15 protein-coding genes are annotated in these 14,781 nt (G+C 58.5%); 13 read left to right on the forward strand and 2 right to left on the reverse strand.

Annotation, left to right across the window (positions count from 1 at the left end; all coding sequences use genetic code 11):
* Positions 1-11 precede the first annotated feature (11 nt).
* The 5 genes from V3C19_RS08165 (at position 12) to V3C19_RS08185 (ending at position 5,659) form a co-directional block, all read left to right on the forward strand.
* A complete protein-coding gene (locus V3C19_RS08165) occupies positions 12-872 on the forward strand; it encodes a metal ABC transporter permease (RefSeq protein ID WP_130083807.1) in 861 nt (286 codons plus the stop codon).
* Positions 873-984: 112 nt separating this feature from the next.
* Complete coding sequence (locus V3C19_RS08170) at positions 985-1,476, forward strand: UvrB/UvrC motif-containing protein (protein WP_067952166.1); 492 nt, start codon at positions 985-987, stop codon at positions 1,474-1,476.
* 5 nt (positions 1,477-1,481) lie between these two features.
* Positions 1,482-2,537, forward strand: coding sequence for a protein arginine kinase (locus V3C19_RS08175; RefSeq protein WP_302388970.1), 1,056 nt, complete (start codon positions 1,482-1,484; stop codon positions 2,535-2,537).
* A gap of 28 nt (positions 2,538-2,565) precedes the next feature.
* Complete coding sequence (locus tag V3C19_RS08180; RefSeq protein ID WP_130083809.1) at positions 2,566-5,154, forward strand: ATP-dependent Clp protease ATP-binding subunit; 2,589 nt, start codon at positions 2,566-2,568, stop codon at positions 5,152-5,154.
* A 142-nt stretch (positions 5,155-5,296) separates the two neighbouring features.
* Positions 5,297-5,659: a hypothetical protein gene (locus V3C19_RS08185; RefSeq protein WP_149876140.1), complete on the forward strand. Its 363-nt coding sequence runs from the start codon at positions 5,297-5,299 to the stop codon at positions 5,657-5,659.
* 454 nt (positions 5,660-6,113) lie between these two features.
* Here the strand turns inward: V3C19_RS08185 and V3C19_RS08190 are convergent, their stop codons facing one another.
* Together V3C19_RS08190 and V3C19_RS08195 are read right to left on the reverse strand one after the other, a co-directional pair.
* Positions 6,114-6,488 (reverse strand): rhodanese-like domain-containing protein, encoded by a 375-nt coding sequence (locus V3C19_RS08190; protein WP_202975652.1) that lies wholly within the window; start codon positions 6,486-6,488, stop codon positions 6,114-6,116.
* A 65-nt stretch (positions 6,489-6,553) separates the two neighbouring features.
* Positions 6,554-7,432 carry a fumarylacetoacetate hydrolase family protein gene (locus tag V3C19_RS08195; RefSeq protein WP_130083811.1) on the reverse strand — a complete coding sequence of 293 codons (879 nt, stop codon included), beginning with the start codon at positions 7,430-7,432 and terminating at the stop codon, positions 6,554-6,556.
* Positions 7,433-7,576: 144 nt separating this feature from the next.
* Here V3C19_RS08195 and V3C19_RS08200 point away from each other — a divergent pair, with 144 nt between their 5' ends.
* The 8 genes from V3C19_RS08200 to V3C19_RS08235 all read left to right on the forward strand — a co-directional run bounded on the left by V3C19_RS08200 (position 7,577) and on the right by V3C19_RS08235 (position 14,776).
* Complete coding sequence (locus V3C19_RS08200; protein WP_295933968.1) at positions 7,577-9,133, forward strand: 2-isopropylmalate synthase; 1,557 nt, start codon at positions 7,577-7,579, stop codon at positions 9,131-9,133.
* 136 nt (positions 9,134-9,269) lie between these two features.
* The gene (locus V3C19_RS08205; protein ID WP_130083813.1) at positions 9,270-10,184 is read left to right on the forward strand and encodes a hypothetical protein; all 915 of its coding nucleotides are present in this window, start codon (positions 9,270-9,272) and stop codon (positions 10,182-10,184) included.
* 118 nt (positions 10,185-10,302) lie between these two features.
* Positions 10,303-10,758, forward strand: coding sequence for a GatB/YqeY domain-containing protein (locus V3C19_RS08210; protein WP_295933965.1), 456 nt, complete (start codon positions 10,303-10,305; stop codon positions 10,756-10,758).
* Positions 10,755-11,450, forward strand: a complete 696-nt coding sequence (ispD, locus tag V3C19_RS08215) for a 2-C-methyl-D-erythritol 4-phosphate cytidylyltransferase (protein WP_130083815.1) — start codon at positions 10,755-10,757, stop codon at positions 11,448-11,450. The genes V3C19_RS08210 and ispD overlap by 4 nt, the downstream gene beginning before the upstream one ends.
* Entirely contained in the window at positions 11,447-12,301 is an 855-nt protein-coding gene (locus V3C19_RS08220) for an NAD-dependent epimerase/dehydratase family protein (protein WP_130083816.1), read from the forward strand. The genes ispD and V3C19_RS08220 overlap by 4 nt, the downstream gene beginning before the upstream one ends.
* A 153-nt stretch (positions 12,302-12,454) precedes the next feature.
* On the forward strand, positions 12,455-13,141 hold the full coding sequence (locus V3C19_RS08225) for a hypothetical protein (protein ID WP_295933960.1): 687 nt from the start codon (positions 12,455-12,457) through the stop codon (positions 13,139-13,141).
* 115 nt (positions 13,142-13,256) lie between these two features.
* Positions 13,257-14,222 (forward strand): tryptophan--tRNA ligase, encoded by a 966-nt coding sequence (gene trpS / locus V3C19_RS08230; protein ID WP_130083818.1) that lies wholly within the window; start codon positions 13,257-13,259, stop codon positions 14,220-14,222.
* An 83-nt stretch (positions 14,223-14,305) separates the two neighbouring features.
* Positions 14,306-14,776 (forward strand): universal stress protein, encoded by a 471-nt coding sequence (locus tag V3C19_RS08235; RefSeq protein WP_130083819.1) that lies wholly within the window; start codon positions 14,306-14,308, stop codon positions 14,774-14,776.
* The last annotated feature ends 5 nt before the right edge of the window (positions 14,777-14,781 follow it).

Below are 14,781 nucleotides of genomic sequence, written 5' to 3' on the forward strand. Positions count from 1 at the left end.
TTTTTCACGTTATGGACGACTTTCTTCAATTTCTCCGGGAACCCATCGCCCAGCGCTCCCTGCTGGCGTGTCTCATGATCGGCTTTGCCAACGGCTTCGTCAGCGGGCTGGTGATCCTGAAAAAATCCGCGCTGCAGATCGGCACGCTCTCCTGCGCGCTGCTGCCGGGAATCGCGGTGGCCGTGCTGATGTTCGGCCTGACGCGCTGGAGCCTGCTGCTGGGGGCCGTGGTGGCCGCCCTGCTGGTGGGGCTGGGCTCCCTGTTCGTGTCCCGCACGTCCAGGCTGAACCAGGATACCGCCCTGTCCATCCTGCATACCACGGCGTTTGCCGCCGGCTTCATCGTCCTGGTCCGGCTGGGTCTCCAGCAGAAGATAGACGACTGGCTGTTCGGCTCCATCATGAGCCTGTCGGATTCCGACCTGTGGATCGCCTTCGCCATCAGCGCCGCCAGCGTGCTGACGCTGCTGCTTTTCCGGCGCCCCATCCTGATTTACCTGTTCGACCCGGACATCGCCACCACCCTGGGCATTCCCTCGCGCCTGATCAGTTACGGCATCTTCACCCTCATCATCCTGGTGCTGGTCTCCTCCCTCCAGGCCGTGGGGGCGTTTCTGACGCTGGGGCTGCTCGTGGGGCCAGCCGCCACGGTTTACATGCTCACCAACAAGCCTTCCCATCTTTTCTGGGGTGGCGGATTGATCGGGGCGTTCGGCTCGGTGCTCGCCTTTTACCTCTCCTTTCCTCTCGGCTGGCACCTGGGGGCAACCATCATTCTGGTACTGGGCGTGATCTTCTGTGTAGCCTATTTGTATTCTTCCAGATGCGGTTTACTCAAACAACGCGGAAAGAAATCATCCTCTTTACAATAAGAAGGTCCTTTTTCATGACAATCCATGACACGCAGTCTTCTAGTCCAAAACAGGGCGCGGCCTTATAATGCGGGTTGTGAAAAAATGTGAGATATGCTCTGCACCGGCAACGGTGTTCCTGACACAGATCATCAACGGCAAGTCCACCAAATTCTGCCTCTGCGCCAAATGCGCCCAGGAGCGGGGCCTGCTGGACCCGGACGCCTTTGATCTGGCGGAAAAACTGTTTCCGAATCTTCAAGGGCAATTCGGCACAAAAGGAGGAGAAGACTCTCCCGCGCCCATTCCGGCGCTTCAGTCCCTTCCCCTGACCAACTGCCCGATCTGCTCCTTTACTCTCCAGGACTACAAGAATGTGGGCCGCCTGGGATGCAGTGAATGCTACAACGTCTTTGAAGAAGAAATCCTGCCCCTCCTGGCCCAGATACAGCCGGACTCCCACCACCACGGCAAAACGCCCGCAAGAGCGGAAAAACGTGAAACGGAAACTCAAACAATCAGCGACCTGGAACAACAACTCTCTCTGGCAGTAGCAAGGGAAGATTATGAACGGGCGGCCAAGCTGCGCGATCAAATCAAACAACTGCGTACGCCGACCAATTAACCTTCATGCTCTTTGACGATTTACTCAACAATCCCGCCAAGTGGATGGTGGAATCCAAAGACGAGCACGACATCGTGCTCACCTCCCGCATCCGCCTGGCACGGAATCTGACGGCTACCCCCTTCCCCGGCTGGGCCACGCGCCAGCAGCGCGCGGACACCCTGGCCCTTACCTCTGCGGAGGCGCGCCAGCTCCCCGCCATGAAAGGCGGCTATTACGCGGAACTTTCCGAATTGAACCAGCAGCAGAAGCAGCTGCTGGTGGAACGCCACCTCATCTCACGGGAGCTGGCCGCCCGTTCGGAAGGCTGCGCCGTACTCATTTCCCGCAACCAGAATGCCTGCATCCTGTTCAATGAAGAGGACCACCTGCGCCTGCAGTATATCCTTCCCGGAATCCAGCTCAAGAAGGCATGGAACGCCGTGTCCAGGATAGACTCCGGGCTGGAAGAGAAGCTTCCGTACGCATACAACACGCGCCTGGGCTACCTCACTGCCTGCCCCACCAACCTGGGTACGGGCATGAGGGCCTCCGTGATGATGCACCTGCCCGGCCTGGTCATCTCCGAACAGATGCAGCAGGTCGTCCAAGCGGCGGTGCAGCTCAACATTACCGTGCGCGGGCTGTACGGTGAAGGCACGGAAGCCACCGGTAACCTGTTCCAGATTTCCAACCAGTCCACGCTGGGCGACAGCGAAGAACAGATCGTGGAACGCATGACCCGGTTCACGTCCGATCTTGCGCACCAGGAATGGAATGCCCGCAGAAAGCTGCTCCAGTCCGCCTCCCTTCAGGTGAAAGACCGCGTTTCCCGCGCCTACGGGCTGCTGACCAACGCCACCCTGCTTTCCACCCAGGAGGCGCTGGGACTGCTCTCCTTCCTGCGGATGGGAGCGTCTCTGGACATTTTTTCCCATCAGGCATTGAAACACGTCAATAAAACCATACTCAACATTCAGCCGGCCCATCTGGCGCGCCTGTCCACCACGGAACAGACAACCTCGGAAAACAGGGACCAGATCCGCGCGGACATCATCCGGAAGGAACTTTCCGGAAGCTAATGCAACCAAGAAACATTTTCCATAATATATGAATAACTTTACGCCCAGGGCGCAACAAGTACTGGCGCACGCGCGCCGGGAAGCGGACCGCTTCAATCATCACTACATAGGAACAGAACACCTTCTTCTCGGCCTCCTCAAGCTGGGCAAGGGCGTGGCCGTCACCATCCTGGAAAACCTGGGGGTGGAACTCAACGCCGTGCGCCAGCAGGTGGAGCAGCAGATAGGCCGGGGCACGGAACCCCAGGCCGAAGGCAACATTCCCTATACCCCCCGGGTGCGCAAGGTCCTGGCCCTGGCCAACAGGGAAGCCCAGGAACTCAACCATACCTACGTGGGAACGGAACATCTTCTTCTGGGCCTTATCCGCGACGGCGACGGCGTGGCCGGACAGATTCTGCGCCATTTCGGCGTGGATCTGGAACAGGCCCGCCGGGAACTGCTGGACGTGCTCACGCCCAAATACCAAATGGATGCGGATGAAGACAACATCATTCCGGACGACGATGACGAGGAGGAGGAAAACGACTCCCCCGCCATCCCGTCAGACGAACCCACCGCTCCGGCCTATTCCAGACAGCAAAAGTCCAAGACGCCCGCCCTCCAGGCGTTTGGCCGCGACATGACCCAGCTTGCCCGCGACGGCAAGATGGACCCCGTCATCGGCCGCTCCTCGGAAATCGAGCGCGTCATTCAGATTCTATGCCGCCGGAACAAGAACAACCCCGTTCTGCTCGGGGAAGCCGGGGTGGGCAAAACCGCCATTGTAGAAGGACTGGCCCAGGAAATAGCCCAGGGCCACGTTCCGGAACTCCTGCGCAGCAAGAGGGTCATCTCTCTGGACCTGGCGCTGATGGTGGCAGGCACCAAGTACCGCGGCCAGTTTGAAGAACGGCTCAAGGCCGTGATGGACGAAATACGCCGGGAAGGCAACGTCATCCTTTTCATCGACGAATTGCACACCATCGTAGGCGCCGGTTCCGCGGAAGGCTCCATGGATGCCTCCAACATCATTAAGCCCGCCCTTTCCCGCGGGGAGCTCCAGGCCATCGGCGCCACCACGCTCAATGAGTACAGAAAGCATATTGAGAAGGATGCCGCCCTGGAACGCCGCTTCCAGCAGGTGCAGGTGGGGGAACCTTCCGTGGAGGATACCATCAAGATACTCGCGGGCATCCAGCCCAAGTATGAGGAACATCACAAGGTCCACTACACGAAGGACGCCGTGGAAGCTGCGGCCAAGCTCTCCCACCGCTACCTGACGGGGCGCTTCCTGCCGGACAAGGCTATCGACATCCTGGACGAGGCGGGAGCGCGCAAGCGCGTCTCCCAAATGACCCGGCCGGACAATATCAGCCAGATGGAGATCCACATTGAGGAACTCAAGGAGCGCAAGAACCAGGCCGTGGACGCACAGCTTTTTGAAGAAGCGGCCCATATCCGCGACGAAGAAAAGCAGGCAGGCAGGGAACTTCAGAACATGCTGGACGCCTGGCGCACATCTTACGAGACCAACTACGTCCCCGTCACGGAAGAAGACGTGATGGCCGTTCTCTCCAAATGGACCGGCATCCCTCTGGCCCGGATGGAGGAAAAGGAAACCACGAAGCTTCTGCGCATGGAGGAAGAACTGAAAAGCAAGGTCATCGGCCAGGACGAGGCGGCCTCCGCCATCGCCCGCGCCCTGCGGCGCAGCCGCGCGGATATCAAGGACCCGCGCCGCCCGATCGGCTCCTTCCTTTTCCTGGGTCCTACCGGCGTAGGCAAGACCTACCTGGCGCGCAACCTGGCGGAAATCATGTTCGGCACCGCGGACGCGCTGATCCAGGTGGACATGAGCGAGTACATGGAAAAACATACCACGTCCCGCCTCATTGGTTCGCCTCCCGGCTACGTAGGCCATGACGAAGGCGGCCAGCTCACGGAAGCCGTGCGCCGCAGGCCCTACTCCGTCATCCTGTTTGATGAAGTAGAAAAAGCCCACCCGGACGTCATGAACCTGCTTCTCCAGATTCTGGAGGAAGGTAGCGTGACGGATTCCCTGGGCCGCAAGATCAACTTCCGCAACACCATCATCATCCTGACCTCCAACGTGGGGGCCGCCTCCGCCAAGAGGCAGAGCACCATGGGCTTCGGGGCCATGACCTCCGACAAGGCGGACTACGCCGCCATGAGGGAAAAAATCCTGGAGGAAGCGCGCAAACAGTTCCGTCCGGAATTCCTCAACCGCTTTGACGAAATCTCCGTTTTCCGCATGCTGGAACGGGACGATTTGGAACATATCGTGCAGCTGGAGGCGGACAAGCTCATCTCCCGCCTCAAGGCCAAGGACATCACCCTGTCCCTGAGCCCGGAAGCCCTGAGCCTGATCATCAAGAACGGGTACGATCCGCAATACGGAGCGCGCCCCATGCGCCGCGCGATCGAACGCCTGCTGGAAGACCCGCTGGCGGAAGCGCTGCTGCGTGGAGACGTGAAGACCGGAGACAAGATCGAAGCCGTGCAAACGGACGGGGCGGAAACGCTCAATTTCCTTCACATTGCCGACAAACCCGCTGCAAAGGTAAAAACGCCGCGCAAGAGGGCGCCGCGCAAACCCAAGCCCAAGGCGGAATAATTCTTCCTTGCCAATCGGCAGCTTCCCCCGCATTCACCCATGCGGGGGATTTTGCTTTTCCGGGGAAATCGGAAACAAAGGCTGAAAATCCTGAAAATAAAATGGAGCATTCTTTTGTTGCCACCAGGATGGCGACTTTTCTTTGCGCACCTTGATCAGTACGCTGCCGACTCTATGCTGCATGCATGTCAGTTACTCTCTTTCACTGGAAGAACGGTACGCTATCCGTTCAGTCATAAAACGTAGAGTCCCCGCTCTGAAAGCCGTCCCCGGCAAGCTCAAACTGGAATCCGTAAAACAGGAAAACGACCGTAATGTTTTTGAGACGGAATCCTCCGGGGGCACCCTGACTGCAAGCGGCAGCAGAACGGCCCACTGCCGCGGATTTGATGATTTCCTCAAGACCAACGGGCTGGGCATGGCAATCTGGGATAACAAAGGACATCCGCTGATGGAGAAAAGCCCTTTAGCCGCCGTGATCCCCGGACGGTGCAGCAACAACTGAAAGCGGTCTGATAGGTGACCCGCAGGCGGTGAAAGAATCTCAGGATTGACCAGCATGGGCTGGAGCCATGAACGGCCAATAACAGCCGTATCAGGTTCAACCTTGAGAATAATGTCCCCATCCTCCGCGCCATCACTCAATAGAGAAAGAATTCTCCTGACATTCTCCGGACCGTCGAGGCTGCGCCCGCAGTCAATGTCCGCACTACAGGAACAAATGTCCCGGCCATGGACGAAGATCCACGGAATGGAAATGGGGACGTAGGCCGTTTCTCCGAATGGCCGGAAAAACTTCCGGGGGGCCTGTTTACGAACACATCAGGGCAGAATGCCCTGAAAATAAAACATTTGGAATTAGCAGGCGACGGCAGGAGGGAACGATGCCCGCGGAAAAATAGAGCTTTGAAAAAGAATGCCTGAGAAAGCCCCCCTCTTTACGCTTTCAAGCAGAAAGCCTACATATCCAGGCGGTGCAAATTCTCCACCCTGTTATAACCCATCTTTTTCAGGATTTCCAAGGCACGGTCCGCACGCTTACCCGTGCGGCAGTATAAAAGAAGCAGGGTATCCTTGTCCGGTACCAATTGCGGTGCCAGCGTTTCCACCTCATCCACGGGGATATTTACTGCGCCGTCTCTGTGTCTGGCATGGAATTCCTCCGGAGTCCGGACGTCGATCAGCATGATGCCGTCCGCGGCCGGAGCGGGGGTTACGACGGATACGGCCCGGACCTCGCGGTTCTCCGCCTGCCTCCACTTGGACCACACGAATATGGCGGTCAGTCCGGTCACCATCACCACATAGGGCACGACATTTTTCATCCTTTTCATCTTCCTGCCGCCTGAAATTAATCACGTCAAATTGGAACAGGGGGAAATGCGGTAAAACTTTCCTCCTATGCTTCATCGTCAATCACCACGGCCTGGGACGCATAACCGAAGGCGGGGCTCCCCCACTCCACCACATCCCCCGGCTTCAAATAGCGGGGGGGCTTCATTCCCATCCCCACGCCGCCCGGCGTGCCGGTGGAAAGGACATCGCCGGGCCACAGCGTCATGAAGCGGGAGACATACGCGACCAGTTCCGGTACGGGCCAGATTAGTCCGGCTGTATTGCCTTGCTGGCGGATTTCCCCGTTTACCTTTAATTCCAGAGGCACTCCGGAACCGTCGCCCAGTTCCTCCGCGGAAATGAAGGTGGGGCCCGCCGGGGCAAAACTGTCGTAGCTCTTTCCCTTGGTCCACTGGCCGCCGTGCTCAAGCTGGTTGGCCCGCTCGGAATAGTCGCACATCAGGGTATAGCCGCTGATGGCGCGGGCAGCCTCCTCCCGGGTGGCGTTTTTCAACACATTCCGGATGATGACGGCCAGCTCTATTTCATAATCCAGCTTGTCACAGCCGGGAGGGTACAGAACCACGTCACAGCAGGAAGTAATGGCGGAAGTGGCTTTCAGGAAAATGGCGGGCTCCTCCACGGAAGCGCCGTCAAATTCCCGGGCGTGGTCGGCATAGCTCTTGCCCAGGCATACCAGCTTGGACGGGGAACAGGGAAGCGCCGTGTCAATCATCCAGTCCCGGTCTACAGCCTTGGCGGCCGGATTATCCAGGAATTCCGCTATCCGCCTCCCCTCCTCTCCTGTGGAATCGGCATCCCCGCAAATGCAGGCGTCCACTTCCTTCAGCACGGAATCCGCCACCAGATAAGCCTGACGGGATTCGCTCCACAGAGCCATGGTGCGCTCCGCCTGGTCATTGAGGTAAAACCTGATTTTCACCTCATCACTATAGCAGGCGTCCCCAGGCTGACAAAGGCATGCCCTGTCATTATCCTGAAACGAGAGCGCCCGGAGATTACCCGCGTAGGGCTTGCTTTCATGGAAGAGTCATACTATCATGTTTTCCCTTAACTGATACATATCATGTCCGACCAAGTATATTTTTTTGACACCACCCTTCGCGATGGAGAACAATGCCCCGGAGCGTCCATGAACCTCCGTGAAAAATTGGAAGTGGCCCGTCAAATGGAACGACTCGGAATGGACGTCATTGAAGCAGGATTTCCCTGCATCTCGGACGGAGACTTTGAAGCGGTGCATACCATCGCCACGGAAATCAAGAAATGCCGCATCGCCGGGCTGGCCCGCTGCGTCAAGGCGGACATTGAAGCGGCGGCCAGGGCCCTGGAACCGGCAGGCGACCGCGCGCGCATCCACATCTTCCTGGCCACCAGCAAACTGCACATGCAGTTCAAGCTGAAGAAGGCGGAAACGGAAATCCTGCGCATGGCGGCGGAAGGCGTGTCCTGCGCCAGACAATTCGTCCAGGACGTGGAATTTTCCCCGGAAGACGCCTCCCGCACGGACCTGAACTTCCTGACCAAGGTCGTGGAAACCGTCATCGACGCCGGGGCCACTACCGTCAACATTCCGGACACCGTCGGCTACACAACGCCCGACGAATTTTACCGCATCATCCGCCACCTGAAGGAAAACGTGCCGAATATCGACAAGGCCGTCATTTCCGTGCATTGCCACAACGACCTGGGGCTGGCCGTAGCCAACTCCCTGGCCGCCATCCGCGCCGGAGCCCGGCAGGTGGAAGGCACCATCAACGGCATTGGCGAACGCGCCGGAAACGTGGCTCTGGAAGAAGTCATCATGGCTCTGCGCACCCGTTCCGACCAGTTCGGCAATGTCAGGGACAACATCAACATCAAGGAAATCGTCCGCACTTCCCGCATTGTGGCGCGCATGAGCGGCATGCAGGTACAGCGCTCCAAGGCCATCGTGGGGGAAAACGCCTTCGCCCACTCCTCCGGCATCCACCAGCACGGCATCCTCAACTGCCGGGAAACCTACGAAGTCATGGACCCGCAGGCTGTCGGCTGGGGTTCCACGGAACTTCCGCTGACCAAGCACTCCGGACGCGCCGCCGTCAAGGCCAGGCTGGAGCAGCTGGGCCACGTGCTGACGGAGGAGGAAGTCAACACCGTCTTTGAGCGTTTCAAAAAAGTGGGCGACTCCAAAAAATTCGTCTATGACGACGACCTCTCCGCGATTGTGGACGACTCCCTGCACGCTTCCTCCGGCCTCTGGGAACTGGACTTCCTGCAATTCGTGGCAGGCAGCCACGCCCGCCCCACGGCTACGGTCGGACTGGTCAAGGAAGGAAAAAAGTTTGAAGACAGCTCCACGGGCAACGGAGCGGTAGATGCCGTCATCAAGGCCATTGAGCGCATCACCAAGCGCAAAGGCACCCTGAAGGGCTACAGCGTCAACGCCGCTTCCGAAGGCAAGGACGCCCTGGGAGAAGTCACGGTACATGTGGACTTCGGCCTGCCCAAGCCCATTGTGGGCAAGGGTGCGTCCACGGACGTCATCGAAGCCTCCGCCCGCGCCTATTTGAATGCCGTCAACCGCTTCATCCGCATGGAAAACATGCCCCGGCCCGCAGATGCGGACAAGGGAGCCATCTGACCAGCGGCCCTTGATCCCCTCCCCTGCCCCCGGCGGGGAGGGAAACGCCCTTCCCCGGACAACGAGCTATTTGCTTGATTCCGTGCATCTGCCATGCCATAAACATCCGCCCCCCCTGAAAACACTGTACACGCCCATGAAAATACCATTCCTCCTGTTGTGCCTGGCCTGCGGCGCCATGGCCGCGCCTTCCGCCAAAAAACAGCCGGACGCCGCCAAGCCGCTTCCGCCCCTGGAAAAAGCGACCATCTCTATTGACGGCCATCCCGAAAGCGTAGCCGCGGATGATGAGGGCAATATCTACTTCACCTCTATCGGATCCAAACTCACGCCCACGGAAGAGGACAAGGACGGCTATCTGGGAATCATTCCCTACGGTTCCACGGAGCCGAAGAAGATCACGGACGTGGATACCCTGAACGCACCCAAGGGGCTTCTGTACAAGGACGGCTTCCTGTACTGCACGGACATCAGCATGGTCTACAAGATAGACGCCAAAACCGGCGCCATAGAAGGGTATGTGGACCTGGCCTCTTCCCGCATGAAGTTCCTCAATGACCTGGCGTTCATCAACGGCAGGCTCATGGTCTCCTCCACGGACACCGACCAGATATTTTACGTGGACACGGAATCCAAATCTTATGGAGAGCTGGTGACCAAACAGCCTATCCACAAGCCGAACGGACTGGCCTGGGATCCGGAAAGAAAAGTCATCTACGTCTGCGAATACGCCACAGACGAAAAAGGCAAGCCCAGCGGAAGGCTCCTCTCCGTAAACCCCATTTCCCGCGAAGTAACGGAACTCTCCCGAGAACGGGGACAATACGACGGCCTGGCCTACCGCGACGGAGCACTCTACTATAGCGACTGGTCCCAGGACAAAAAGCCGGAAGCCATACGCAGACTGGACCTGAAGACGGGGCGTTCCGCCCCCGCAGCCACCGGCCCCATTGAAGGGACGGCGGACTTCATCCTGTACGGCCCCATGATCGTGGCTCCGGGGATGACTGAAAAGAAAATCCACATCATGCCCATTGGCGGAAAAAAATAACTGCCCCGCCGCGACCTGCACCACGCCTTTCAAGCCCGCCCGTGGCATCTGCCGCGCTGGCGGGCTTTTTCAATTTACGGCTTGAAGTGCACGGGGGGATGGCTTAGGTAATGGGGATATGAGCAAGATTTCAGACCAAATCATGAACGGCATGAAAACCGCCATGAAAGCCAAGGATAGCGTCACTCTCAATACGCTGCGCGCCCTCAAAACGGCCATGACGAACGCAGCCATCGCCAAGGGTGGCCTGGGCACGGAACTGGACGAAGCGGAGGAACTGGCTGCAGTCCGCAAGCAGATCAAGCAGCGCGAGGATTCCGCGCAGCAGTTCCGCTCCGCCGGGCGTCAGGAGCTGGCCGACAAGGAGGAAGCAGAAATCACCGTGCTCAAGCAATTCATGCCTGCGGAACTCGGCAGGGAGGAAGTGGAAGCCATCCTGGAAACCGTCCTGCAGGAAACCAGAGCATCCAGCAAAAAGGACATGGGTCGGGTCATGAAGCTCATGCAGGAACGTACCGCGGGCAGGTTCAACGGCAAGGAACTGGCCCAAATGGTATCCTCCAGACTGTCATGAGCTGCTGTGCCGCCATCATTGTGGCGGCCGGGTCTTCCCGGCGCGCCGGATTCGACAAGCTGCTGGCCCCGCTGCACGGAGTCCGCGTGCTGGAACGCAGCATCCGCGCCTTTGCCAACTGCCGGGAAGTTTCGGAAATCGTTGTGGTCTGTCCGGAAGAACGTTTCCGCGCCATTGACTCCGCAGATCTGGAAACGGGAATTCCCATCACCCGCGTGGACGGAGGGGCGGAACGCCATGAATCCGTACAGAACGGACTGGCCGCCTTGCTTTATACGCCGGAGCTGGTAGCCGTGCACGACGGTGCGCGCCCCCTGATCACGGTAGAGCAAATCTCCCGCTGCATCCAGACAGCCAGGGAATGCGGAGCGGCTGCCTCTGCCCGCCCTGTCACGGACACGCTGAAAAGGGCGGACTCCGAACGTTTTACCCTACCCGAACAGGTGGACAGGGACGGCCTCTGGTGCATGGAAACCCCGCAGGTATTCCAATACCCCCTGTTGCTGGATGCCTATGTGGAAGTCTCCGAACGGGACATCCGGGTGACCGACGAAGTCACGGCACTGCAGCTCATCGGCCATCCCACGCGCCTGGTGCACAACCATGAGCCCAACCCTAAAATCACCTGGCCGGAAGACATCTCGCACGCTGAAATGCTGCTGGAACTCACGCACCGCCGCAATGACCCATGACCAGCCTGTTATGTACAGAATCACGCACAGTCCTCATCCTGGGCACGGGTTACCTGGGCCGGGCCTTGGCTGAACGCCTGCGGGAAGCCGGGCACATCCCCCTGACGGCGGATATTGACCCGAAACAGGCCATTTATGAAGCGGACATGACGGACTCCGCCTCCATGCACAGGCTGGCGGCACGGATTCCGGAACCCTGCCTGATCGTCATGTGCGCCAGCACGCGGGGGGGCGGGACGGAAGACTACCTCCGATTGTATACCAAGGGGGCGGAAAACACGCTGGAAGCATTCCCCGGAAAACCGGTTATCTTCTGCTCAAGCACTTCTGTATACGGCATTACGGACGGACGCTGGGTGACGGAAGAGCACAACGTCTACCCCACGACGGAAAAAAGACGCCTTCTTCTTCAGGCGGAACAGACCATCCTGGCTGCACAGGGAACCGTAGTACGGCTGGCGGCCCTGTACGGACCGGGGCGCTGCATCCTAGTCTCCGATTACTGCGCCAAGGGAGCCGCCCTGCCCGGCAACATGGACAGATGGATGAACTACATCCACAGGGACGACGCCGTTTCCGCCCTGTTCCTGCTGTGCACGCTCCGTCATCCGCCCCGCGGCATCTACAACGTGGCAGACCGCACTCCCATGCAGTTAAGTGAGATCTACGCCTACCTTTCCGGGCTGCTCGGCATTCCAGCCCCCCCCCCGTCTCCGCCGCGTTCCGGAGGCCGCCGAGGAGACACCAGCCAGCGCATTTCCTGCGCCCGCCTTCTGTCCCTGGGCTGGGAACCCCTCTACCCAAGCTTTGCAGACGGCGTGCACAACGTTCTGGAAGCGCTGGAGGAATAATGCCTCTTTGGCCGCTCTCCTGGTTGCCCCGTCTTGCGGGCCGGACGCATTGAACAGCACTCCTTTTAAAAATTCCCGCAACTTTCCAAACCGTTTTCCGAAAAAAGATACGTTACTCAAAGCCCTTTTTTCATCAAAACGGAATTACCTGAAATGACCATCACAAGCATGGCTTCCGCACCCGTTCCGCATTCTTCCCATGAGGGGCACTCCTTCCGCCTTATTCCCGAGGGAATGGCCCATACCGTGCTGATGCTCTGGATAACGGGAATGGCCGTGATCCTTGCCGGGCAGGACGATCATCCGGCTGTCCATTCCCGGCTTTTGGAAATCAAATCTTTTCTCTACGTCTTCGGGCTGTTGGCCGTTCTCTCCGCCGCGGGTTGCCATATCTATCGCCGCTGCCGCAGGATTCGGCCCCTTCTTTCCTCCGCCGTGACAACCTTCTGCGTGGCCGCCTTTATGCTGGGCCTGCTCTCGTTCCTCCTTTACGCCGGACTGACAGCCTCTTATGCACCGCCGGACAGCGCCCTGTCCGAACTGGAAATTCCCTCCGTTTACATCCATGAATTCTCCGCGGCAGCCCTGGTGGTTCAGCTTGGTTCTTCCCCTGGGCCTCCTTTCCTTGGCCGCTTCTCTTCAGGCCTCCAGAAATCATGTCCCCGGAATAAAAGACATTCTGGCGGTCTTGTGGTGTCTGCTCGTTCCCTTCCTGTGTATCTTCCTCCTCCGCTCCCCGGAAGGGGACGAAAAAAGCAGTTCGGCACCTCTTCACAAGCAGAAACTTCCAATGAAGAAAAAGGCCTCAAGTTTCATTCGCGGACTCCCTCCGCATCATGAAAACACCTTTTTTCCGCTGAATGGAGCCCGGACAGCACCCGTTGCACGGAGCCAAGATTCCTGACCGTCCCCCTTCTTGACTTGCACGCCGGGAACAGGCACAATCTTGCGCGCCATGCGTATCATTACAGGACTTCAACCCAGCGGCAAGCTGCACATCGGCAACTACTTCGGAGCCATGGAACCTGCCGTCCGCATGCAGGACCGCGGAGAATCCTACTATTTTCTGGCGGATTACCACGCCATGAGCACCGTGCACGACGCGGACACCCTGCGCGAAAACTGCAAAAATCTGGCAACGGATTTCCTGGCCGTGGGACTGGACCCGGAAAAATGCGTCTTCTTCCGCCAGTCTTCCGTGCCGGAAGTCAATGAACTGGCCTGGATACTCAGCACCGTATGCCCCGTGGGGCTGCTGGAACGCTGCCACTCCTACAAGGACAAGATCGCCAAAGGCTTTTCCCCCAGCAACGCCCTCTTTACCTATCCCGTACTGATGGCTGCGGACATCCTGATGTATGACTCCGACCTGGTACCCGTAGGCAAGGACCAGAAACAGCATCTGGAAGTCACCCGCGACCTGGCCGGCAAAATGAACGAACAATTTGGAGAAGGCACCTGCAAGCTGCCGGACGCCCTCATTGCGGAAAGCACCGCCATTGTCCCCGGGCTGGACGGCCAGAAAATGAGCAAAAGCTACCACAACACGCTGCCCATCTTCGGGGAGGAAAAAGCCACCCGCAAACTCATCATGAGAATTCCCACGGACTCCACTCCCGTGGAAGAACCGAAACCGACGGAAAACTCCATCATTCTCCAGCTCTACAAGCTCTTCTCCTCTGCGGAAGGTTATGAAGACATGGTCCGCGGCTTCCGGAACGGAGGCTGCGGCTACGGCGACTTCAAAAAACGCCTCTTTGACGCCTATTGGGAATATTTTCGTGCCGCACGGGAACGCCGGGTGGAGCTGGAAGCCAGCCAGGACTATGTGCACCAGGTGCTGGAAAACGGCGCAAGAAAGGCGCGGGAAACGGCATCCGTGGTGCTGGACCGGGTTCGCCGGGCCGTGGGCCTGGGCTGAACCGAGACTGAAACGCCCGGGAAGCCGGGACAGCACACGTTTTTTAGTGGCATGGAAAAGCACGGAATGTTATACAGAAATATATGAAGAATATTCTGGTAGCCATTGATTTCTCCAACGCCACGGACGCCGTCATCCATCAGATCGGCAAACTGGCCTGTCCCAACGACAGCATCATCCATCTGCTCCACATTGTGGAACCCAGCATTTGTTATGAAGTCTCCGGCGTGCTTCCGGATGAAGTCCCCGTCCCCGTCATGGACCAGACGGAGGAAAACGAAGTCATATCCATCGCTAAAAACCATTTGAAAAAAACGGCGGAGAAACTCTCCCAGCTGACAGACGCCACCATCGTACAGGCGGTGGAAGACGAATTCGAAATCAGCGAGGCAGTCATCAACTATGCCGAAAAACACCACATAGACATGATTGTGGTGGGCAAGCACAACCACGGCTTCCTTTCCACCGTCTTCCTGGGCAGCGTAGCCAGCTCTGTCATGCGGAAATCCCCCGTTCCCGTGCTGGTGGTTCCCGTTACCAAGGAAGAGCAGTAGGAGCA

The sequence above is a fragment of the Akkermansia sp. AE01SA01 genome, from assembly GCF_036417395.1.
GTDB lineage: Bacteria > Verrucomicrobiota > Verrucomicrobiia > Verrucomicrobiales > Akkermansiaceae > Akkermansia.